At 67.9% G+C, this 21,791-nt stretch carries 18 protein-coding genes; 2 read left to right on the top strand and 16 right to left on the bottom strand.

The window, feature by feature from the left end:
• Positions 1 to 11: 11 nt before the first annotated feature.
• The 3 genes from GE115_RS11250 to GE115_RS11240 form a co-directional block, all read right to left on the bottom strand.
• Positions 12 to 2,123, bottom strand: coding sequence for a polysaccharide pyruvyl transferase family protein (locus GE115_RS11250; protein WP_172979860.1), 2,112 nt, complete (start codon positions 2,121 to 2,123; stop codon positions 12 to 14).
• 146 nt (positions 2,124 to 2,269) lie between these two features.
• A complete protein-coding gene (locus GE115_RS11245; RefSeq protein ID WP_153684899.1) occupies positions 2,270 to 3,757 on the bottom strand; it encodes a lipopolysaccharide biosynthesis protein in 1,488 nt (495 codons plus the stop codon).
• Positions 3,750 to 4,919: a polysaccharide pyruvyl transferase family protein gene (locus tag GE115_RS11240; protein WP_172979859.1), complete on the bottom strand. Its 1,170-nt coding sequence runs from the start codon at positions 4,917 to 4,919 to the stop codon at positions 3,750 to 3,752. Before GE115_RS11240 ends, GE115_RS11245 begins: the two co-directional genes overlap by 8 nt.
• Positions 4,920 to 5,213: 294 nt before the next feature.
• On the opposite strand from GE115_RS11240, the gene GE115_RS11235 reads away from it, so the two are divergent.
• Complete coding sequence (locus GE115_RS11235) at positions 5,214 to 6,554, top strand: Coenzyme F420 hydrogenase/dehydrogenase, beta subunit C-terminal domain (RefSeq protein ID WP_172979857.1); 1,341 nt, start codon at positions 5,214 to 5,216, stop codon at positions 6,552 to 6,554.
• On the opposite strand, the gene GE115_RS11230 is transcribed toward GE115_RS11235, so the two are convergent.
• The 9 genes from GE115_RS11230 to GE115_RS11190 are packed head-to-tail and all read right to left on the bottom strand — an operon-like array spanning position 6,532 to position 16,218.
• The gene (locus tag GE115_RS11230; RefSeq protein ID WP_172979855.1) at positions 6,532 to 7,536 is read right to left on the bottom strand and encodes a glycosyltransferase; all 1,005 of its coding nucleotides are present in this window, start codon (positions 7,534 to 7,536) and stop codon (positions 6,532 to 6,534) included. The two genes, GE115_RS11235 and GE115_RS11230, sit on opposite strands and share 23 nt — an antisense overlap.
• A gap of 8 nt (positions 7,537 to 7,544) precedes the next feature.
• Entirely contained in the window at positions 7,545 to 8,657 is a 1,113-nt protein-coding gene (locus tag GE115_RS11225; protein WP_153684895.1) for a polysaccharide pyruvyl transferase family protein, read from the bottom strand.
• On the bottom strand, positions 8,654 to 10,003 hold the full coding sequence (locus tag GE115_RS11220) for a hypothetical protein (protein WP_153684894.1): 1,350 nt from the start codon (positions 10,001 to 10,003) through the stop codon (positions 8,654 to 8,656). Before GE115_RS11220 ends, GE115_RS11225 begins: the two co-directional genes overlap by 4 nt.
• Positions 10,004 to 10,029: 26 nt before the next feature.
• Positions 10,030 to 10,842, bottom strand: coding sequence for a glycosyltransferase family 2 protein (locus tag GE115_RS11215; protein WP_153684893.1), 813 nt, complete (start codon positions 10,840 to 10,842; stop codon positions 10,030 to 10,032).
• Positions 10,839 to 11,777, bottom strand: coding sequence for a glycosyltransferase family 2 protein (locus GE115_RS11210; protein WP_153684892.1), 939 nt, complete (start codon positions 11,775 to 11,777; stop codon positions 10,839 to 10,841). The genes GE115_RS11215 and GE115_RS11210 overlap by 4 nt, the downstream gene beginning before the upstream one ends.
• Entirely contained in the window at positions 11,774 to 13,249 is a 1,476-nt protein-coding gene (locus GE115_RS11205; RefSeq protein WP_246190725.1) for a sugar transferase, read from the bottom strand. The genes GE115_RS11210 and GE115_RS11205 overlap by 4 nt, the downstream gene beginning before the upstream one ends.
• Positions 13,243 to 14,223: a beta propeller repeat protein gene (locus GE115_RS11200; protein ID WP_153684891.1), complete on the bottom strand. Its 981-nt coding sequence runs from the start codon at positions 14,221 to 14,223 to the stop codon at positions 13,243 to 13,245. The genes GE115_RS11205 and GE115_RS11200 overlap by 7 nt, the downstream gene beginning before the upstream one ends.
• Positions 14,210 to 14,806 carry an arsenate reductase/protein-tyrosine-phosphatase family protein gene (locus GE115_RS11195; protein WP_153684890.1) on the bottom strand — a complete coding sequence of 199 codons (597 nt, stop codon included), beginning with the start codon at positions 14,804 to 14,806 and terminating at the stop codon, positions 14,210 to 14,212. The genes GE115_RS11200 and GE115_RS11195 overlap by 14 nt, the downstream gene beginning before the upstream one ends.
• The gene (locus GE115_RS11190; protein WP_312855089.1) at positions 14,806 to 16,218 is read right to left on the bottom strand and encodes a tyrosine-protein kinase domain-containing protein; all 1,413 of its coding nucleotides are present in this window, start codon (positions 16,216 to 16,218) and stop codon (positions 14,806 to 14,808) included. Before GE115_RS11190 ends, GE115_RS11195 begins: the two co-directional genes overlap by 1 nt.
• A 160-nt stretch (positions 16,219 to 16,378) precedes the next feature.
• On the opposite strand from GE115_RS11190, the gene GE115_RS19240 reads away from it, so the two are divergent.
• A complete protein-coding gene (locus GE115_RS19240) occupies positions 16,379 to 17,143 on the top strand; it encodes a CPBP family intramembrane glutamic endopeptidase (protein WP_153684888.1) in 765 nt (254 codons plus the stop codon).
• A gap of 23 nt (positions 17,144 to 17,166) precedes the next feature.
• Here GE115_RS19240 and GE115_RS11180 read toward each other — a convergent pair whose 3' ends face one another.
• The 4 genes from GE115_RS11180 to GE115_RS11165 all read right to left on the bottom strand — a co-directional run bounded on the left by GE115_RS11180 (position 17,167) and on the right by GE115_RS11165 (position 21,550).
• On the bottom strand, positions 17,167 to 17,805 hold the full coding sequence (locus tag GE115_RS11180; RefSeq protein WP_153684887.1) for a thymidine kinase: 639 nt from the start codon (positions 17,803 to 17,805) through the stop codon (positions 17,167 to 17,169).
• Between the two features lie 60 nt (positions 17,806 to 17,865).
• Positions 17,866 to 19,014, bottom strand: coding sequence for a hypothetical protein (locus GE115_RS11175; protein ID WP_153684886.1), 1,149 nt, complete (start codon positions 19,012 to 19,014; stop codon positions 17,866 to 17,868).
• On the bottom strand, positions 19,011 to 20,303 hold the full coding sequence (locus tag GE115_RS11170) for a hypothetical protein (RefSeq protein WP_153684885.1): 1,293 nt from the start codon (positions 20,301 to 20,303) through the stop codon (positions 19,011 to 19,013). The genes GE115_RS11175 and GE115_RS11170 overlap by 4 nt, the downstream gene beginning before the upstream one ends.
• A 155-nt stretch (positions 20,304 to 20,458) precedes the next feature.
• A complete protein-coding gene (locus GE115_RS11165) occupies positions 20,459 to 21,550 on the bottom strand; it encodes an Rv2578c family radical SAM protein (protein ID WP_153684884.1) in 1,092 nt (363 codons plus the stop codon).
• Positions 21,551 to 21,791: the final 241 nt, after the last annotated feature.

Here is a 21,791-nt window from a genome sequence, read left to right as displayed (position 1 = left end):
ACGACCGAGTGTCAGTTCTCGTTGAGCATCTCGAAGTTGCGCTCTGCCAGTCGGATCACGTCCGGCAAGGCGCGCCGCAGCGATCCGGAGTACGACTCGAGTTGCGCTAGCGCCCGCTCGACTGACTCCACCAGGCGCCCATCCAGCTCGCCCTGTGGCACACGGAGGTCCGCGATGTCGAGGAGTCGGTAGAGTCCCTCGAATTTCCCTTGGTAGTCCAGGCCGACCGTCGGGACGCCTGCAACTGCCGAAAGGATCGCGAGGTGCATTCTGCCGCTGATGGTCAGGCTGGCGTACTGCGCCAGCCGCACGACCTCGCCCGGCTCGAGCGTCTCCGGGAGTGACAACACGTGCGGAGAGGGCCGTATCTCATCCGCGAGACGCCTCAGGTGGGCGATCTCGGAGCCTCGGCCCAGATCTCGAGAGTCATGCGGGAGCAGCACGCAAGATTCGCCCCGCGCGACCAGGCATCGGACGAGATAGCAATATTCAGCCATCTGATCTGGGAAGCTTCCTGCCAAGCGCGGGTTCGAATTGACGATGACAATGCGACGCCCTCGCTGACCTCGGAGCCACGCCTCGATCGTGCTTGGCAGGTCGGCGGAAGGCTTGGTGAGAAACGCGAGATCGGCTGCCGCTCTCACGTTGCTCGCACCAGACCGAATCAGCCGCTCCGCTGAGATCGGGTCCCTAGCGAGGAGCCTTACCGCCGGAGGAACCTTGCGAACTGCCCGAAGCGCCGCCGGATCAGGGGCCTCGTTCCAACTGAATCCGAGAATCTGGGCGGGGATGCCCATGCGGGCCGCCACTCCAGCGGTCCGAAATCGCCGCACCGACGCCTTCGGATTGTACTTTCCATCGACCACATCAGCGCCGACGACCGAGACCGATGAGGCCGACTCGAGCATGCGCCGGAAGTCCGCGAGCGCCCTCATGCGCGAGATAACACCCCCGTAGAGCAAATTGGGCAACGGCGAGAAACGCGCCCGCAGTTCCGCGGGCGGCCGCGCGAGATCATTGGCATTTCGGGCGATGACGCTGACGGGCAGCGGTGAATTCAAGAGGAACGACTGATACATAGCCTCGTCGCCGATGCTCCCAGCCCCCGGGCCCACAATCAGCAGCGCCCGGTCACCTGAATCGACGACGCGACGTCGCCACGCCCTTCCCCGCAATGCCAGGCGTTCCAACACACCCTCGATCGGGATCGTCAACCGGTCGAGGGTCAGCCTGAGAGCGCCCCGGCGGCTCCGCAACGCACGCTTCGTCTTGACAGCCGACTTGTATGCCCGGAAGCCCAGATCGCGCGGCAGATTGATCAGCGCCCTGGGACCGATCGCCGACCACCAGGTTTGCGCGCGCGATCTCGACGGTGCAATCGCGTATTCGCGGAGCAATCGTCGCGAGTACGGTCGAGCCAGCCCTCGGATCGTGATACGGGAGTGATTCTCGCCTGTATCGACGTGGTGTACCGCGCCGCGGATGGGGAGCTTTTCAATGACGTGACCTCGCGCTGCCAGCCACTCGACGAGGTGCAGATGGGAACCGATGATTTCGAGGAGGCGATCTCCGAATGCATCCGCAAGCTGTTCCTGAGTGTCATTCACACTCGCATGTGCGGGCACGGCGTATACGGCGAACGGCAGTATGTACGACGTCCCACATTCATCATTGAATCCGCGAAGAGGCCGATAGGCATTCGTCGCCCGGGAGTATCGCCATCCATCGCTGATGTACCAACCCGGCCGGCCAGGGTTCGCGTCCGCGAACTTGACGACGTCACGGTGGATAAAGTCATCGGAGTCGAAGATCATCACGTACTCCGGGTCGTACCCCGCCGCTGCGATCAGTCCCACCGCGAGCTTCGTGCCCTTGTCCCAGAGCACCGCTTCGCGAGCGGTGTGCCGTCCGCCATTCGGCGCAGGCGATGGGAAATCGACCTCGACGAAATGGACGCGTTCAGGGAGCTCGAACGACGGCACTTGATTGGCGACGACGAAGACGAGGTACTCCCCCGAAGTCTGGTTGGCGATCGACCTCAAGGTCCACTGCAGGAGAAGCTCGACCCGCCCATAGTCCGAAGAATTCTGCGGGTGACGCAGCGAGGTGATGAACGCGAGCATTGATTCTCCATTGGGGCCGGGTCGGCGTGACACGGGTGTGGAGGGGCGTCGAGTGCCGGCATCTCCCCCTGACGCCCGCACATCGCCGAGCGTAATGCAGGACATTCGGCCGTTGCGAGAAGCGCTCGCGCCGAGTCGTCCGCCATTCAGGAATCGTTGCGACGCTTGCGGGCTCGCCGCAGGATCGGCGCGAGCGATCGCCGAATCAGCACGCGATTGTCGTCGCCGGCGATCAACCAGAGCAGCCCGGCGTAGGTCACCAGCCCGATCACCGCCAAGGGGAGCGCAAACGCCCAGAACGCGTGTGGCCCTTCGGCCCATGGCGTGAGCTGGAGCAATCCGACGCCGCACACCACTGGAACGACCGCGGCAGCCGCGCGAGCGACTTGGAGCAGATAGTGCCCAACGGGGAGCTGGATATAACGATGAAGCAACCCGAGACGCACAGGCCAGAGCAGGAGGCGCGCCCAGCGTGACAACGCCACCCCTAGGATTCCGAATGGCAGAAGCACGAACGCAAGAAGCACCCCAAGAACGTTCTGGCCGAACGCGAGCAGAAGCGCGGCTTTCTCGTGCCCGGTTGCGATCATGACGGACCGGTCGAACGACATCACCGCGAACAAGGCGGAGTTCGGAGCGAAGATCCAGAAGATCGGGATCGACTGTTCCCAGCCTTCGCCGAAGACGAGCGGGAACAGCTGTGGAGCGAGGACCGCGACGAGCCCGAACACCGGGATCGCCACGGCGCCCGCCACGAAAGTCAACTGGCGGAAGATCCGGTTGAGCCTGGGCAGATCGTCCTGCACGCGCGAGTACGTGGTCAGCGAGATCCGGGCGAGCACGGACGTCACCAAATCCGTCAGGATGGCCGCTGCGCGCTGTGCGATGAAGTAAAACCCGAGGACGTCCGCGCTGAAGAAAGCGCCGATGATGATCTTGTCGACATTCGCGTACACCGCGTCGAGCAGGCCGATGCCGAGGATGCTGATACCGACACCCCAAAGGCTTCGCAGCGAGTCGAGCGAGAACTCGAAACGGGGTCGCCACGGCGTCGATGCCCACATCGTCACCACCGAGATGAGTGCTGCGGCCAGGAACTGCACGACGAGTGCCCATACCCCCCCGCCCAGGACGGCCACGGGGATGGCGAGCAGTGAACCCCCCACAGTACCGACGAGTTGACGCACCGAGAGCACGCCGAACTTGAAGTCGCGCTCCAATAGCGCGGCGGGCGTGGCCGACAACGCGGTCAAGGGAAGGCCGGCACCCATCACGCGCAACACCAGCACGAGTGCGGGCTGATCAAACAGTTGAGCGATCAACGGCGCCGCGAGGAACAACGCCGCGTAGAGGACGAACGCCAAGCCGAGCGATGTCCAGAACGCGGTGGACGCGTCCTTCTCAGCAAGCTCCTTGCGCTGTATCAACGCCTTGCTCAGCCCCGAGTCGACGAAGACTTGCAGGACCACTACGAACGCGGTGGCAAGTGAGACGAGTCCGAATTCGGCGGGGGTGAGCAATCGCGTGAGCACAGCGAATACCACCAACGTGAGTACCCGAGAGCTCCACCTTTCGGCGATGACCCAGGTGATGGAGCGCACTGCCTTGCGCCCGAGATCGTCTCCCTCAGGCATCGACGAAGGTGGTCTGAGACGACGAGCCTGACGCGTTCAAGAGCGACGAGAGATACTCACGACCGCGGCGCCTTTCGATATCGACCCGTGCGTTCACGTCGCCCCAGTCGATGACATGGTCGAAAGCCCTGTTCAACTCGTCGGCGCGCCCGTCGTAGACGAGCCGATCCGACAGGCCGAGCAAGCCCAACAACGACGTGAACCGAGCCACCCCCCGGAAGCTGTTGGCCAGCGTGATGAAGGGCTTTCGGTTCAGCACAGCGAACACGGTGCCATGGAAGGAATCCGTGATGACGAACGACGAGTCCGCGAACGCGCCCAGCCACTGCTCCACGGTTGGGATCCCAGGTGCGCGCCGGCCAAGTTCCCTGGCGCGCTGAGGCCATCGGGGCAGGAGATCTCGATGGGCGATGCCGAGTGCCGCGGTGACGTGAGAGACGGCGGCGGACATCGTGGACGTCTGGTCGAGGAGAAAAGACAAGAGGTACGGTCGGCCACTGTGATCATCTTCACTCGTTTGCGCGAAATCTCGATAGTGTTCCGCCGTCAGCAGCATCGTGGGATCGACATGCTGGACGGCGTCCACTCCCCAACGCTCCTGGCAGATGCGGATTGCGTCGGCCTCCCGAACTGAAATGGCAGCGAAGCGCTGCGCGAGCGTTCGCGACTCCTCGAGCACCCGGGGTGAGTAGCCGTCCAGATCGGACCGCCCGAAGGATGCGGCATACGAGGCCAGCGTCGCGCCCGAAGGGGCGAAGTCGAAGAGGTACGAAAGGACGTCGCCGTAGCCTGGCCGCCAGACCTGATCGCTCCCGGCGAGGAAGACGTCGGTGCCGGCAAGGGCAGCGGGATTCACCCGCCCGCGCTGGTAGATCGCGGTCATGGCGATCCGCTGGTCGACGAACGGACGGAGCGGCTTGGCGCGCTCCCGCTTGATCACCTCTCGATGCCAGGCAGGCGGCGCGATCCGGTCGGCCCCCGGCATCCGGCAGAAGCCGCTCTTGATCCCGTACTTGGTGCTCGCACGGATACCGTCCGGGCGATCGGCCCGGCTCACGTCCGTCACGGGCGACGCTCCGAGCTGACGCAGCACTTCCTGCAACGCATAGGCCTGCAGCACCCCGCCGAAGTTCCCGCTGGGAGGCAGGGTGCGGATGAGCACGCGTGGCGTCGAAGTCATCGAAGTGCGACCGACTCGGAGCCTCGCTGCTGCCGGCCGCGATGGGTCTTTCCATCCAGGCGTTCGACCACTCGCCCCCACCTTCCCCCTCAGGCCCGCGACGGACGATCAGGCTAGCAGAGTCCTCTTACACGCGAGCGCGGCGCACGCGGGCCGACTAGAGTCGGTCGAAGTGGACTTTGGGGGCGGGGAATCACTGTGCATGGAATCGAAGAGACCATTGCGCGCGGCATGTGCATCGGATGTGGCGCTTGCTCGGCTGCAACCTCGGGGGCCGTGCGCGTCACGCTGAACACCAATCGCCTGTACACAGCGTCATTGGGCGACGCGACGAGCGATCAGATACGAGCAGCCAGTCGGGTATGTCCGTTCTCCGACGACGCCGTCGACGAAGATGCGCTCGGGGCGCCGCACCCGTCGGTCGGCGCACGCACCGACCGACGGATCGGCACATACACCCGCACCCTCGTGGGCTCGGTCGCCAGCGAGACCGAAAGAGTGAAGAGCAGTTCAGGGGGCATGACCTCCTGGATGCTCGCGAAGCTCATCGATGAGGGCCTCGTCGATGCGATCGTCCACGTAGGAAGGACGGCTAGCGCACCGGAACTCTTCGAGTTCACGGTCTCCCGTTCGGAGCGGGAGATCGAGGAACGACGCAAGTCGCAGTATTACGCGACCACGTTCGCAGAGGTATTTCAGACGATCCTCGGCGAGGACATCCGCGTGGCGGTGGTAGGCATCCCCTGCTTCATCAAGGCTGCTCGTCTCCTGTGCCGAGAAGACGAGCGATTCGCGACGAGAATCACCATGTTCGTGGGGTTGGTCTGCGGGCACCTGAAAAGCCAATTCTTCGCCGAAGCGCTCGCGTGGCAAGCCGGCGTCGCGCCCTCGGAACTCTCGCGCGTCGACTTCCGGGTCAAGAACTCCGAACGATCGGCTGGCGACTACGACTTCGGCGCATGGCGCGAGAATGACGCGGAGCCGTCTCGTCAGCGGACGCGTTCGCTCATCGGCGGAATGTGGGGCCACTGCGCATTCCAGCCCGAGGCCTGCAACTTCTGCGACGACATATTCGCTGAGACCGCAGACATCGTGTTCGGCGACGCCTGGCTCCCCGAATACTCAGCCGACTGGCGGGGGACGAACGTGATCGTCTCGAGAAACGAGGCTCTGGACGCCATCCTGGAGGCGGGCATGAGCAGCGGGGAGATTCTCGTCGAAGACGTCGGCCCCGACAAGGTGGCGCATTCGCAGGCGGGGAATTTCCGCCATCGTCGCGACGGGCTCGCCGTCCGGTTGGCTGATGACATCGCCGCCGGAAAAACGGTGCCCAAGAAGCGCGTCGAACCTGACGCGCACCGCGTGGATCGTCGTCGACGAAGGCTCATCCGCCAGCGCCGTCGAATGGCGGCCCTGAGCTTCACGTGGTTCGCGGAGGCGCGAAGCTCAGGGGACCTGAGTCGCTTCGTCGCACCGATGCGGCGCGAGATCGCAAAGTACGACCGAATCGCCGTGCCACCGTGGAAGACGCTCGCCGGTGCTCCGGCCAAGCTCTTCGCTCGATTCGCACGCTTGGTCTCCGCACGTCAGGCGGTCATGCGCGAGCGTCGCGATTGATCGCGGCGCGATTCGGTTGGTCCGGGACCAACGCGAGGCGATACACCTCGCCATGGAGTTCTCCGACGCGCGCCCAGTCCCGTCCCGAGAGGTCAGGTCGGCCGGGACGGTGGCTGGCAGCTGCCACCCGGGCCGCAGCCAGGGTTTTCGCATCGAGCGGACCGTCGTAGCGTAGGACCCAGCTCTCGCCAACCTCTTCGGCCAGCGAATCGGTTGAACTCGAACGCGGAACGAGCACCGGTCTATCCAACGACAGCGCGACGAGCACCGCTCCGGAATTGTGCATTTCCGTGTAGGGCAGCACAACGAGTTCCGCCTGTCGTATCTCATCGATGAGCGCTGCGTCCGGAACGAACTCCAGTCGGAGGGAGACCCGTCGATCTCTCTCGGCACGGCGTCTCAGGGCAGCCTCGAAGTCCGCCGAGTGCGGCCTCCCGACGATACGGAGTTGCCCCCGGGGATCGTCTAGCTCAGCGAACGCGGCAATCAGCGCCTCCACTCCTTTGTAGGGACGAAGCAGTCCGAATTGCAGCATGCGCCCGCGGACGGCTGCCACCTCGCTCTGGAACACCCCGCGATAATGACCATGGCGGATGACCATCGAACGCGCCTCGTTCGGACTCGGCGTACCTGGCTGCAAGAGGATCCAGAAGTCCGTGCGGCGGTCGATCCGGCCGAGCACGCGAGCCTCCGCCGAATCCCCCGGCTCGTGCGGCGCAACGTTATGAATCGTTCGCACGATCGGTGTTCGAGTGAGCCTCAGTCTCGCGAGGAGCATCTCCAGAAGCATCCGCTTGGCCGCTCGCCCGGCCAGCCTCGGGTGTCGAACAAGGGATTCCGGCCAGTGCACGTGAAGGACGTCGTAGCGGCCGAAGATGGCGCGTCCCCAGGTGAACGTCATGATCCGCACACCCGGGGGCGCGGCGCCGATCATATGGTCGACATAGCGCGTGGTCCCATCGGGCGCCTGGAGCGTGTGCATGACCCTGATCATGCGTCCACCACGACTCGGCGTACCAGACTGTCGGCAGCCTCGCGGAGTTCGGCACGAGCCCGCGCCACTGCGGACAGCGTTTCGATACGCATCGTCTCCAGCGCATCGGGCGTGAGCGCGTCGAGGGCTTCCGTTGGTCCATCTCCGGGAGGACGCAACCAATCAGCGTCGATGAGTTCGAAATGACGCGAGACCTTATCGGTCGCTGTCTCGCACCAGCCGAGGGGAACTGCACCTTCAGTCGCGCCCATGATCAGGGCATGGAGCCTGTCCGAGATCACCGCGCGGCATCGCCCATATTCTGCACGGACACGAGCTTCCTGCTGGCGATGATCGACAGACGGATTCCAGCGAATGATCCGGCAATCGAGTCTGGCGCCCAGCGCCTCCGCCGCCGCGCGATCGCGTTCGACCTGAACGACCACGACGACCTTCGTGTTCGTCCTCGCAGCGAGTCGTTCGACGGCAGCGACCCAACTGTCGCTCGGAGGCCGACGATCACCCCTCAGAACGACGGCGATGTAGTCGCGCGGCGTGTTCGCACCGGCCGGTTCGATCGGGGCACCGACGACGAGTGCTCCACCGGTGCCCAGCGCGAAGCCCCAATCGGGCATCGTCTTCCCCATCCCAACGATCCGGGTCGACTCGACATCTCTGAAGCGCAGTGGGTCACTCCATCGCGCCAGGAGCCGAAAGGGATGCATCAGAAGACGATGCCCTCGGCGGACCCCGGCACCCATCCACACGATCCGGCCGCCTCGCAGGCGATGGAGCGCAATCACGGGGAGCATGAAAATGAGACCCGCCACGTACTTCTTGGTCGGAACAAACTCGCCGGCATTGAATGCGAATACGGCGGATCCGGACCAAGCTGAGCGAGCGAACCGGCCGACCCATCTGAAGTATCCACTGTTCATCGAGTCACGCGAGAGACCGAGACCGGACGCGTATCCCGAGTCTGGGTTGCCGACCCAGGCCTCTACCCTTCCGCAGGCCGCGAGGGCTTGCGCGTACGCGCGACGCAGCATCGAATCACCGATGTTGTCCGCCTGCCCGCTGAGCCAGGCGAACACGGCCGGTTCGTTCGGATGATTCACCGGGTCGCTCATTCATCCCCCATCGCGGTCGCGGAACCCCGCCTGGTTCGCGATCGGTGAGCCCTTTGCCCGACGCTCCCGGCATTCTCTCGCCCGGCCCGGCTTGGCGCGACTGAGGGCGTCGTCGCCATCGCGATGACCGCCGTCCATGCCACCGCGAAATAGAGCTCGGTCTGGCTCGAGTAGAACACCGTGGCAACGAAGAACGACACCAGGAACAGTGCGAGCACGGTCTCACCGCGCCGCAGGAGGGCCCAGAGCGCCCATGCCGCGAGCACGAGGTAGCCCGCTGCGACCCAGATCGGGAACTCGAGCAGGATCGAGCCGAGGCTGGAATGCATCGGGGCAATTCCTTCGAGTACCTTTTCGTAGCCCGGCGGGTCGATGGCCGCGAACGACGATATATCAATGTCGCTACGCGCCAGAACAGAAGCGAATCCGCCTGGCGTGACACCGAATAGGAAAGAGCCCGGATCCGCGATCTTGAGGCGCGCGGCGTATTCCAGGAGAAGGAGGTGCGCCTGGGTCGAAGCATCCGTCCGCTCCCCAGCTTGGAACACTCGGCCAAACGATGCGAACAAGCCCGCGGCGCGGGCCGCGAGCAAAACCGGCGTCAGGACCACGCCCGCCATGAGGAGATGGACGACATAGACGTCGAGTGGGGTCTTCGCCTCCGCGCGAACTCGGCGATACTCGCCGAGGAATGCCACGAAGTACAGAGGAGCGAAGATGAACGGAAGCCTCGAGATCGTGAGGAACGCGATGACGAAGAAAACCAAGGAGACGACGAGCCGAGCCCGACCTCGAAGGAAACGGAGCGATGCGAACGCCAGGAAGCAGCAGTAGATCGATGCGTGGGACTTGTCGTCGAAGCCGAGACGTCGCCGATCGGCGCCACCTTGCAAGTCCAGTCCGAGTTGGGCGACGATGACCAGCAATGCGATGGGGATCGCGACTGCGAATCCGTGCGCGATCGCCTCTTGGGCGCCGAGCCGCCGACACGCCCCGTGGCACCAGAAGAGCCAGAGCGCCATCAACGTGTAGAACGCCAGGTACTCGAGCGCGAGCCCATAGCCATAGATGTTGCTCACTGCGAGGCCCCCTGCGAGGACACCGCCAAGGCTCAGCAATACGAGCACGACATCGCGAGCTCGCAGAGCGCGCGGAACCGACACCATCAAGATGGCGAGTCCGACGATCTGGGCGATATTCGATACCGCGAATCTCCCGCCGAGTTTGTAACTGATGAGCGCTCCGACGACGACGACGACGACCGAGACCGTGACTCCGCGTGCTGCTCGGGCGCTGAGCCCGAGCCCGACTTCAGGGTGAGAGAGACCGACGGCCCCCTGGAGCATGGGCTCCATCGCTGGTGGAACCGAGGTCATACCGGCTCTTTCCGAGACTCGCTGCGGGGTCTGCTCGGAGCGGTGTGCTTCGACGTCACGCCGGGTCGCAGGTAGGCACGGACGAGCAGCCTGCCCAATGCCTTCGGGTGCCTGAGGAAGAGCGCCCGGTTGGTCCGCAGAATGCGGCGGAGGCTCTGCGAACGGATGCGCGTGCTTCCCTCGGAGATGCTGTCGCCAAGTCGGTAGATCTCCGCCCCGATGACGGGGCGATGCACGAATTGGACGCCGCCCGTGCTGATCATGGACAGCCACAACGACCAGTCCTGGAACCGCGCCAGGTGCTCGTCGAAAGGGTGCGATTGCAGAAGCCGGCGAGGAATCAACGCGGTCTGGGTTGAAATGATGCTGTGGGTGAGCAGCCGGCGAGCGACATCATCGACCCGTTCTGCCGGAACAACGTCGATCGTTCCATCGCGGTAGTGCACACGGTGCGACGCGAACGCGACGATATCGTTACGATCCCCCACCCGCGGGAACAGTTCTGCGAGGAAGTCGGGGGTCCATTCGTCGTCGCTGTCTTGGAAGGCGATTAACGAGCCGTTCGCTTCGGCCACACCTCGATTGCGTGCTGCGGCAGCCCCTCGGTGATCGGCCAGTATGAGCCGAACGCGGCCGTCCTGCTCCGCAAGGCGCTGAACGAGCTGTACCGAGCCATCGGTCGAGCCGTCGTCGACAACGATCACCTCGAGCACAGGGTGCTGCTGGGAGAGCACGCTCCGAATCGCTCGTTCCAAGGTCGTCTCACGGTTGTAGGTCGGGATGACAACCGAAATTGATCGATCGCTCACGCTCGCTCCCGCTCATACTTCCGCACAGCGCGAGTCATCCCGTTCAAGAGGGATGTGAGCGCGAATCGGCTCCAGATTCCAGCAATGGCGACACCATCGATCATCGGGTTGCCACTCCGGCTGTGCTGTCGGTAGAAGACCGCCATGCTGCGGTGGAAGTGATAGTTGAGCCGAAGCCGTCGTGGGCCGTCAGAGCTGCCTCCCTTCAGGTGGTGAGCGATGACAGACCCGTCGTACACGACCCTCCATCCGGCCGCCCGAAATCGCACACACCAGTCGAGATCCTCGGCATACATCCAATACGTCTCATCGAGCAGCCCGACCTCACCGAGCGCAGCGCCCCGCACGAGCATGAACGCCCCGTTGATGGCGTCGACGTCGGCGAAGTCTTCATCCCCGACCTCGGGAGCGAGATACGCCGACCCGCTCCGTCCGACCGCACGCAAGGCGAAGTACGCGATCGCAGATCGGATCGTGGGGATGCTCCGCTTAGCCGCGTGGTCCATCCCGCCGTCGGCGGTGAGGAGCCGGCAACCGATCATGCCGATGTCCGGATTGTCCTCCATGACCGCGATGAGATGATCGAGGGTGCCGGGCTCCATCCGCGTGTCTGGATTGAGGAGGAGCACGAACTTCGCGGTGGAGTCGCGGAGCACCGCGTTGTTGGCCACGGCGAAGCCGTCATTCGTCGGCCGACGCCTCAGTTCGACCCAGGGGAATTCACGCCCGACAACGTCAGGCGTGTCGTCTGGCGACGCATTGTCCACCACCATCACGGTCATCGGCGTCGCTGGACGAGCGGCCTGAAGCGAGCTCAGGCATTCCCGAACGAGGTCGCTGCGGCCGTAGGTCACGACGACGACATCGAGCGTCGTCATCACAGGAGCGGCGACTGCTTCGGGCACGACCCGCTCCGGAAGCCGGTCCCCGGTCATATCGCGCTCCCTGCTGGCAGGAACACCGCGCGCGCCGTCCGCAGCATGATCATCAGGTCCCCCGTCAGCGACCAGTTCTCGACATAGAACAAATCGATCCGGATGGCGTCCTCCCAGCTGAGCATCGATCGACCGCTGACCTGCCAGAGCCCGGTCATGCCGGGCTGCACGAGCAGGCGGCGGTGCGCGCCGCGATCGTAGAGTTCGACCTCGGCCGGCACCTGCGGCCGGGGTCCGACGAGGCTCATCGAGCCGCCGAGCACGTTGAAGAGCTGCGGCAGTTCGTCGAGCGAGTACTTCCTGATGAAGCGCCCGATGGGCGTGATCCGCGGATCGTTCGCGACCTTGAACAGGGGCACTTCGCCGGTGCCCTGCTCCGCGAGCAACTGAGCCAGCTGCGCATCGGCGCCCACCACCATCGACCGGAACTTGTACATCTCGAACGGCTTCCCGTTCTTGCCGATCCGCTGTTGCCGGAACAGCACGGGCCCCGGCGACGACAGCTTCACCGTGATGGCGACCACGGCGAGCAGCGGAGACAGCACCGCGACGATGCCGAAGCCGACGACGAGGTCGAAGATCCGCTTCGCGACGAGCTTGCGCCCTTCGAACTTCGGCGTCTCCACGTGCATGAGCGGCAGCCCGGCGACCGGCCGGGTGCGGATGCGCGGACCGCCGATGTCGATGAGGCTCGGCGCGACGACCAGGTGCTCGGCGCCCGGTGTGAGTCCCCAGCTCAGCCGCTTCACCTGCTCCGGCCCGAGTTCGTCCGAGCTGGTGATGACCACCGTGTCGGCACCGAAATCGCGCATGACCGCGAGCGAGTTCGCGAGGCCGTGCACGACGGGGATCCGCGTGCCCGGCAACACGTCACCGGCCCCTGCGGGAACGCAAGCGCCGACGACGCGGTAACCGGCCTCCGGCATCCGCGCGAACTCGCGGGCGATCGTCGTGACGGTCGCCTCCGACCCCACGAGCAGCACGCGCGACGCCAACTGCCCGCGCCGCCGCATCATGCCGAGCCACTGCCGCCACGTCCACCGCGACAGCAGCAGCACGAGCACCCCGAGCGGAAACGCGATCAGGATGTATCCGCGCGCGACGTCGATCTTGAAGAGGAACGCGACGATCGCGACCAGCCCGAACAGCCGCACCGCCCCGTCGGCGATGCCCCGGTATTCCTGCGTGCCGACGCCGAGCACGCGCGGCGAGCGCGTGTCGAACAGCTCGAGCGCGAGCATCCATGCGGCGACGATGACCAGCGAGACGACGGTGTAGCTGATCGTGATGTCGCCGCGCGAGCCGCTGAATCCACTCGCCGTTCGGTCGAGGCCCACCCAGCCGATCTGCACGCCGAAGACGACCCAGAGCAGCACGAGCAGGTCGGTGATGCGCACTCGCGCGGCAAGCTGCGACGCCCACTCGGTCGTCGATGTCGCCCTCGCGATGGGCCCGGTCGCGCGCATCACCATGTCGCACCACCGTCGCCCGAGCGCGCGATCACGTCTCCCGACCACACCCAGATCGTGCCGTCACCCGCGACGTCGACGGCCGTCTCCCCCGGCACGACCTCGGCGGCGAGGCATCCGATCGACGACGCCTCACCACCGCCGACGGGAATGACGCGAAGACCCTCGCAACCGTCGCTGCCGGCGACGGCGACCAGGTACCGATCGGATGCCGCCGCGACCGCGACCGCGCCCTCCACGGGCGGCGCGGCCGACCAGGTCGCCCCGGCGTCCGACGTCGTCACCAACGAACCATCGGCGCAGAGCGCAACGGCCTCGGCCGTGCCGCGCCCGGCGACATCGGCGACGCCACTCCCGTCGTCGCCGCATGGCGTCGACGGCTGCCCTGCCGGCGAGGTCACGGTGGCGGCATCCGCCGTCCACGGCGATTGGTACTCGCCCGCGGGCTCCCAATCGTCCCCGTCGACGAAGCTCCAGAACGCGCCCAGACCGCAGGTCGCGGCATCCCTCGCGATCACGACGATCACGTCGGCGTCGGCCTGCGCGATCGCGCGCACGTCGGCGAACTCCACCGGCGAGGGCGTCCACGTCGCTCCCCCGTCGGTGGTCGACTCGAAGGTCGTTCCGGGGCCGGGGCAGCCGCCGCGCACGCCCCGGTGGGCCGTCGACGGGTCGACCGCGTACAGGTACCTCGAGCTCGTCGCGGCGCGACTGCCGCCAGGGGCGCCCGCGGCGGCCGTCGGCTCCGGCGCCGCGGCCGGCGCCGATGACGGTGCAGGCGTACCACCGGCGGTCGGCGACGCCGCCCCGGGCAGCGTCGGCATCGGCCCCTCGGAGGCCGACGCAGCACCATCGGATCGCACCGACGCGAACGCCCACCACACGAGTGCCGCGTCGACCAGCACGAAGACGACGAGCGCGACGACCGTCAGCGGTGCGGTGCGCAGTTCGACCCGGGTGCCCTCACGCGCCACCACGACCACCCGGCCCGATCGGAGCGAGGAGGGCTTCGGTGAGCGCCGCGACCGCGAGGTCGATGCGCTCACCCGCCTCGACGTAGACCTCGGGTGGCCGCCGGTACGGATCGACGACGTCGTCGTCGTCGGGGTTCGCGGGGGGTGCCGCGAAGCCGCGCTGGGTGGGCGCGGCGGCGACCAGGCTCCGCAGGAGCCCGGTCGGGTCGGTTGCGTCTGCGTCGGGGCGGTCGAGGCTGACGACGGATGCCACGCGCGCGAACTCGTGCAGCGTGTACGCCCGCCTCGCGGCGGCCGGCACCATCGAGGCGACCTCGGCGCGGTGCGCGCGCGTCGCGGTCAGGATGAGCTCGGACCCGCGGACCAGCCCCTCGGTGAGCTGTCGGGCGGCGTGGCCGGCGGGTTCGACGCCGAAACCGGCGAGCACGTCGATCGCCTCGGGCGTCATCGGCGAGCCGACCAGCGCGCGGGTGCCGGCGCTCGTCACGTCGGCCTCGATGCCGAGCCGCGCGAGCCGGGCGCCGAGCAGCTGCGCGGCGATCGGCGATCGGCACACGTTGCCGGTGCACACGACGAGCACCTCCACTAGCCCACCGTCTCCCGCGGCGCGTAGCCGTATCCGTACCCCTGCCCGTAGCCGTAGCGCCCGTAGCCGTAGGCGTCGGGGCCCTTGGTCGGCAGCATCGTCAGCACGATGCCTGCGGCCGGGGCATCCACGTTGTCGAGCACGTCGATCGCGCCCTTGAGCTGGCCCTTGTGCGCACGCCCTGCCGCGACGACGATGATCGCCGCGCCGACCGCGCGGGTGAGCACCGCGGCATCCGTCACCGGCAGCAGCGGAGGTGCGTCGAACAGCACGACGTCGAACGCGCGGTTCAGCTCGCGCACCGTCTCGAGCATCGCGGTCGAGCCGAGCAGCTCCGACGGGTTGGGCGGCACCTGACCGGCCGGCAGCACGAACATCTGGTCGCGCCCCCACGGCTGGATCACGTCGGCGAGCGTCGCACGCCCGATCAGCAGGTCGGTGAGGCCGACGGCGCCCTCGATGCCGAGGTAGCTCGCGACCTTCGGCCGGCGCAGGTCGGCGTCGACGAGCAGCACCCGCGCGCCCGCGTCGGCGAGCGCGATCGACAGGTTCGCGGCCGTCGTCGACTTGCCCTCGGCCTCGACCGACGACGTCACGACGAACGCACGGTCGGCTCGATCGAGATCGAGGAACTGCAGGTTCGTGCGCAGCGATCGGAACGATTCCGCACGCGGCGAGTGCGGATCGGCGTGCACGATCAGCGGGCGCTCCTTCGCCTTGGGATCGAAGACGATGCCGCCGATGACCGGGGTATCGGTGATGAGCTCGACGTCGCGCTCACTGCGGATGCGCGTGTCGAGCGTTGCGCGCAGCACGGCGATGCCGATGCCGAGGGCGAGCCCGATGAACGCGCCGAGCACGATGTTCAGCGGCACGTTCGGGCTGATCGGCTTCTGCGGCACCGCGGCGTGCTGCACGAGCGTGAGGCTCACCGGCGATGCGGAGGTCGTCTCGCCCGCGGCATCCGTCGTCTGCGTCGTCTCGATCGACGCGACCACCTTGGTGAGGCTCTCGGAGACGGCCGTCGCGATCTCGGCGGCGAGCGCGGGATCGGGATCGGTCACCGTGATCTCGATCAGGGTCGTGTCGGGCAGGGCCGCCGCGCTCACCTTGCGCGTGAGCTCCTCACCGGTCAGGTCGAGTTGGAGGTCGCCGACGACCGGGAGCAGCACGATCGGTGTGCCCACGAGATCGGCGTACGTCGTCACGCGCTGCTGCGTGAACGTGCTGCCCTGGGTCAGCTCGCCGATGGTGCCGCCGTTCGACGTCGACACGAACACCTTCGCCGATGAGCTGTACAGCGGCGTCTGCGTGAGCGAGTAGACCGCGCCCGCCCCGATGCCGAGCAGCACGCAGGCCACGATGATCACCCAGTTCTGCCGCAAGATGCGGATGTAGTCACGCAGCTCCACAAGCCCCCGCTTCGTCAGTCCCCACTGATGGTGTCGCTGGGTTCATGCTCCCACATGCACTGCGTCCTGGCGCAAGAACGGTGACGGAAAACGCCGCGGGATCGCGCGCGCCGCCCTGCGACCGCTCATCGCGAGTCGTCACGCCGCTACGCTCGCGTACGTGGGTGGGCACGGGGCGAATGCCGGGCTGCGGGATGCCGCGATCGGAATCCTGCTCGCGCTCGCGGGGATCCTGGTCTGGGCGCAGGTCGTGCGCACGGTCGTGCTGCCCCCGGTCGCGCAGGCGATCGGCGCCTACCTCGTCGTCTGGCTGCCGCTCGCGATCGCGACGCTGGTCGCGTGGCGGCGGGCGGGGATGCCACGGGCGGGAACGTTGCCCGCCGACACGTTGCCCGCCGAGACGCGATCGGATGCCTCGGCCGACAGCCGGCCGGCGCTCGTGCCCCTGGCGTTCCGGCCCATCGACCTGCTGTGGGGCGTCGGCGTCGCGCTCGTCCTGCGCGGAGTCGCCGCGGCGATCGAGATCGCCGTGCTCGGCCGGATGTCGGGCAGCGGCGTGCAGCTCGAGGTCGACCCGGCCACGGCCTGGCTCGCGCTCGTCGTGGCGCCGATCCTCGTCGGGCCGTTCGTCGAGGAGTGGTTCTTCCGCGGACTCGTCGTGCCGGCCGTGCGCGACAGCGCTGTGGCGTCGGGCGCCGGGAGCCGCACGGCCGCCGCGATCGGGGTCGTCGTCAGCGCGGTGTTGTTCGGGCTGCTGCACACCGTCGAGGCTCCGACCCCCGCGACGGCGCTCGTGACCGGGGCATCCGCGTTCGCGTTCGGCCTGGCGGCCGGCGCGCTCGCGGTGCTCACCGGACGCCTCGGCGGCGCGATCATCGCGCACGCGGTCTACAACGGGCTGCTCGTGGCGCTGCTGGTCGGGTGAGTTCGTCGGCGCCCCGTCGGTCGCTACTCGACCGACGAGCCGGCCGGCGCGGGGTGCCCGTCGAGCACGCCGCCCGACTCCTGGAGGTAGCAGACGCCGCAGAGCGACTCGTAGGCGACCTCGGCGCCGTCGATCGCGACCTGGTCGCCGTCGAACACGAAGCGGCCGTCGATGGTGCGCCCGTTGAAGATCGCCTTGCGGCCGCAGCGGCAGATCGTCTTCAGCTCCTCGAGGCTGTGCGCGACCTCCAGCAGGCGCCGACTGCCCGGGAACGCGACCGTCTGGAAGTCGGTGCGGATGCCGTACGCGAGCACCGGGATCGCGTCGAGCAACGCGATGCGCAGCAGGTCGTCGACCTGGCGCGTGGTGAGGAACTGCGCCTCGTCGACGAGCAGGCAGCTCACGTCGCGCCCGGTCTGCTCGATCACCCGCGTGCGGTGGTGCTGGAACGCGTCGAGCACGCCCTCGCCGGGCGAGATCGTGAAGTCGACCTCTCGTGTCATGCCGAGCCGCGAGACGATGTTGCGATCGCCCTTCGTGTCGACCGACGGCTTCGCGAGCAGCACCTCGTGGCCGCGCTCCTCGTAGTTGAAGGCCGCCTGCAGCAGCGCCGTCGACTTGCCCGAGTTCATCGCGCCGTAGCGGAAGTAGAGCTTGGCCATCGCAACGATCGTACCCGGCCGCGACCCGACGGCGTCACGCCGCCGCGATCGGGCGCCGTCTCACTCCGCCGCGTACGCGAGCTCGACCCGCACGCGGTCATCGGCGAAGTCCGTCTTCGTGCCAAGTCCGACCGACCGCGCGACGGCCGCGAACCGTTCGAACTCGCGCCGCGAGATCGACTCGCGCCCGCGTTCGGCCTCGACGACGAGCCGGCCACCGGCGTCGCCCGTGTCGCGCTCGGTGCGCACGGTGATCGATGACGCCCGGTCGCCACCGGCGAGCCAGCTCAGCAGGGCGGTGACCGCCGTGCGCTGGTCGTCGATGAAGTGTCGCGCGTCGGCTCCCGGGTCGATGACCTGCACGGATGCTCCGCCGGGAGCGACGAGGCTCGCGGCGAGGTCGTCGAGCCACGTCGAGTCGATGCCGGCCCGCAGCGCACGGCGCAACTCCTCGGCGAGCTCGCGCGCCCGGTCGGCGTCCTGCACCGAGATCCGGTCGGACGTCATGACCTGGGCGAGGAACGGCAGCACCTCGCGGCGCAGCATCGACACGCGCGACATGGGCGAGCGCGCGTCGACGCCCGCGTCGCGTTCGCGGTCGCGCCGCAGCGCCTCGCGATTCGCCTCGCGCTGCCAAGCGAGGATGCCGCCCACCACGGTGACCGAGTAGGCGACGGCCGCGGCGGTGAAGGCGAGCACGCCCGCGGCGTTCACGATGAGGTACGCCGGCAGCGGTGCCGAGGTCGCGGTCGAACGGGCGACGCCGAGCACCAGCACCGAGAGCACCCCCGACGAGAACACGCCCGCCGCCGCGAGGGACACCCACGTGCAGAAGGGTGCGAGCGAGAGCAGCAGGATGCCGATGATCGCCGGCCCGTAGTCGTCGTAGACGAAGCGGTTGCGTCCGGCCGTCGAGACGTACTCCGCGATCGCCGCGACGAGCGCGAGCGTCGTCACGAGCGCGAGCCGTTCGGAGGTGAACGGCGCCCGGCTCGGCGCCACGCCCGCCGCCGCGGCGACGCTCGCCATGATCGCGAACACGACCCCGACGACGGATGCCGCGGGGTTGACCATCTCGTCGGCATGAGCGATCGCCGTGACGATCGGGATCACCCCCGCGAGACCCGCGCCGATCCACGTGATGCCCATGGACGTGATCGCGCCGAGCGGATCGATCGCCTGCTGGCTGAGGCGGAGCACCCTCGTCATGATCGCCCCTCCATCGGCAGCGTGAGCACGACCGTCGTGCCGATGCCCGCCGTCGACCAGAGGCGCACCGTGCCGCCGAATTGCTCGAGCCGCGCCTGGATCGAGATGCGGATGCCGATTCGATCGGCGGGCACGCCGGCGGGATCGAAGCCGTCGCCCTCGTCGATCACGGCGATCGTCACCTCGCCCCCACCGCTGCCGGCGACGATCTCGGCGATGCCGACGCCGGCGTGCCGCCCCACGTTCACGAGGCACTGCGCCACAGCGCCGTCGAGGGCGTCGCGGCGCTCGGGCGTGAGGTGCGCGACGACGCCGAGGTCGCCCGTGACCTGCACGGTCACGCCCGCGGTCGCCGCGGCCTCGAAGGCTTCGGGAAGGAGGTCGGCCGGCTCGGTGCCGGGCAGGGCGTCGGATGCGGCATCCGATGCTCCGCCGAAGGCGCGGGGATCCGGGCGACTCAGGGTACTCGTCGTCGTGCCGGGCGCCTCGCCGTCGGGCGCCGCGAACGTGTGGGCCTCGCGCGAATGGTCGATCGCCCAGTCGCGGCCGACGATGAGGCTGAGGTCGCGGCGGATGCCGGCGCGAAGGCGCTCGTCGACCTGGCCCGAGCCCGATGCCGCGATCTCGACGAGGTGGCTGAGCGCGATGTCGTTGAGCCGGGCGGTGGCGCGCAACTCGAAGTCGTGGCGCAGGCTCAGGTCGCGCGCGCGCTGGCTCGCCTGGTGCAGACCGGTGCGCCGACGGGGCTGGCCGCGGCGGGTGAGGCCGTCGTACGCCCGCACGATCAGCACGATCACGAGCGCGAACGTCGGCACCAGGCTCGGCGCCCACGGATGGCCGAGCGTCAAGCCGCCCGCGAAGACCGCGGCCTCGCCCGCGAGGTAGGCGACGAGGGTCCAGGCGACCGCGGTCCACGTCCCGGCGCCCGGACCGCCGACGAGCACCATCGCGGCGAGCGGCAGTCCGATGAGCGGGTTGTTCACGTCGGGGAACATCGAATCCGGAGTGAGCACCAGCGTCGTGGCCATGAAGACCACCCCGGCGCCGGCTGCGAGGAACGCGATCACCGTGAGCACCGACGGCAGGAAGGCCACGAGCGCCAGCAGTCCCGCCATCGCCAGGCAGCCGAGGACTACCCACCAGCGTTCGGGGTACTCGCCCGTCAGCGCACTCGTGATCGCGACGCCGATCGCGGCGAGCAGGCACACCAGCGCGGCAGCCTGCGCCGCGCGGTTGAGCCCGTGGCTGAGCGTGTCGCGCGCCAGATGCTCGGGTAGCCCCAGCGCCATGATCCCTCCGGGTCGCGTTCTCGTGCGAGACGGCGGTATCGCGTCTCCTGCGGATTATCGCACCGGGAGCGCTCTCGCCACGGGAAATGAACGTTCCGCGAACGGAATGTTGCGCTGGGCGGCGGCGAGCGGGCAGGAGAGCCGACGTGCGGCCGTCAGAAGAGCGCCGACGGATCCGGCGGCGGCGCGAAGTCCGGCACCGGCTGCCGGCTCGTCGCCGTCGCTGCGCCCGCCCGCGGCACTGTACCGCGGAGCGCACTCGAGCGGACTCCGCCCGTCGTCGGATCGGGCGCGCGCGTACCCATGCCGCGCGCACGCAGGATGGGCCGCATGCGTTCACCGAGCCACGCGCGGTACTCCTTCGGCGCGTATGCGTTGCGTCCGTAGTACATCGACCGGTACTTCGGCACCAGGTCGGGATGCTCCCGCTCGAGCCACTGCATGAACCACGGCTTCACCGAACCGCGCAGGTGCAGGGCCGCCCAGGTGACGTGCGTGGCGCCCGCCTCCTTCGCCTGCCGGATGGCGTCGTCGAGGTGCGCCCGGGTGTCGGTGAGGTACGGGAGGATCGGCATCAGGAACACGCCGCAGTCGAACCCCGCGTCGCGTACGGCGGTGACGGTCTGCAGCCTCGCCTTGGTCGACGGGGTACCTGGCTCGACGGACTGCTGCAGGTCGTGGTCGTACACCGCGATCGACATCGCGAGGTCGACCGGCGCGTGGGCCGAGGCATCCTTCAGCAGCGGGAGGTCGCGACGCAGCAGCGTGCCCTTCGTGAGGATGCTGAGCGGCGTGCCGCTCGTCGCGAGCGCCTCGATGATGTCGGGCATGAGCGAGTACCGGCCCTCGGCGCGCTGGTACGGATCGGTGTTCGTGCCGAGCGCGACGTGCTCGTGCCGCCACGACGGCCGGGCCAGCTCTTTACGGAGCACGTCGCCGACGTTGACCTTGACGATGATCTGCCGGTCGAAGTCGTCGCCCGCGTCGAGGTCGAGGTACTCGTGGGTTGGGCGGGCGAAGCAGTATGAGCAAGCATGGCTGCAGCCCCGGAAGGGGTTGATGGTCCACGCGAAGGGCATCGCGGAGGCGCCCGGAACGTGGTTGAGCGCCGACTTCGCGAGCACCTCGTGGAAGGTCACACCCGCGAACTCGGGTGTCTGCACCGAGCGCACGAGGTTGTTGAGCTTCGCGAGCCCGGGCAGTGCGTCGGCGTTCGCGACGCCCAACTCCTGCCCGCTCCACCTCATGGACCTATTCGAACATACGTTCGATGCCGATGCAAGCGGCTCGCCGCACCGGCTGGTGTCGCCCGCGCCCGGTCGGCGATTCAGGAACTCCGTGGCGACGCGCCGCGCCGCAGCATCCCACACGCCGGGTGAGACCGAATTCTTCCTGAATCGCCGACGCGCGTCGGGGGCGCGCGGCGGGGGCGCACGGCGGGGGCGCACGGCGGGGGCGCGCGGCGGGGACGCACGGCGGGGGCGCGCG

The sequence above is a fragment of the Agromyces agglutinans genome (genome assembly GCF_009647605.1).
Classification (GTDB): Bacteria; Actinomycetota; Actinomycetes; order Actinomycetales; family Microbacteriaceae; genus Agromyces; species Agromyces agglutinans.
The sequence above is the reverse complement of the archived record's forward strand: the minus strand, read 5'-3'. Positions and strand labels throughout refer to the sequence as shown.

Bases quoted from the DNA above. Each gene is read 5' to 3' on its own strand.
- GE115_RS11165 (WP_153684884.1), bottom strand. From the start codon at position 21,550: ATGAGGTGGAGCGGGCAGGAGTTGGGCGTCGCGAACGCCGACGCACTG.
- GE115_RS11180 (WP_153684887.1), bottom strand. From the start codon at position 17,805: ATGGCCAAGCTCTACTTCCGCTACGGCGCGATGAACTCGGGCAAGTCG.
- GE115_RS11245 (WP_153684899.1), bottom strand. From the start codon at position 3,757: ATGCCTGAGGGAGACGATCTCGGGCGCAAGGCAGTGCGCTCCATCACC.
- GE115_RS11250 (WP_172979860.1), bottom strand. From the start codon at position 2,123: ATGCTCGCGTTCATCACCTCGCTGCGTCACCCGCAGAATTCTTCGGAC.
- GE115_RS11220 (WP_153684894.1), bottom strand. From the start codon at position 10,003: ATGCTCCAGGGGGCCGTCGGTCTCTCTCACCCTGAAGTCGGGCTCGGG.
- GE115_RS11210 (WP_153684892.1), bottom strand. From the start codon at position 11,777: ATGACCGGGGACCGGCTTCCGGAGCGGGTCGTGCCCGAAGCAGTCGCC.
- GE115_RS11175 (WP_153684886.1), bottom strand. From the start codon at position 19,014: ATGACGAGGGTGCTCCGCCTCAGCCAGCAGGCGATCGATCCGCTCGGC.
- GE115_RS11230 (WP_172979855.1), bottom strand. From the start codon at position 7,536: ATGCACACGCTCCAGGCGCCCGATGGGACCACGCGCTATGTCGACCAT.
- GE115_RS11225 (WP_153684895.1), bottom strand. From the start codon at position 8,657: ATGAGCGACCCGGTGAATCATCCGAACGAACCGGCCGTGTTCGCCTGG.
- GE115_RS11205 (WP_246190725.1), bottom strand. From the start codon at position 13,249: ATGGTGATGCGCGCGACCGGGCCCATCGCGAGGGCGACATCGACGACC.
- GE115_RS11170 (WP_153684885.1), bottom strand. From the start codon at position 20,303: ATGGCGCTGGGGCTACCCGAGCATCTGGCGCGCGACACGCTCAGCCAC.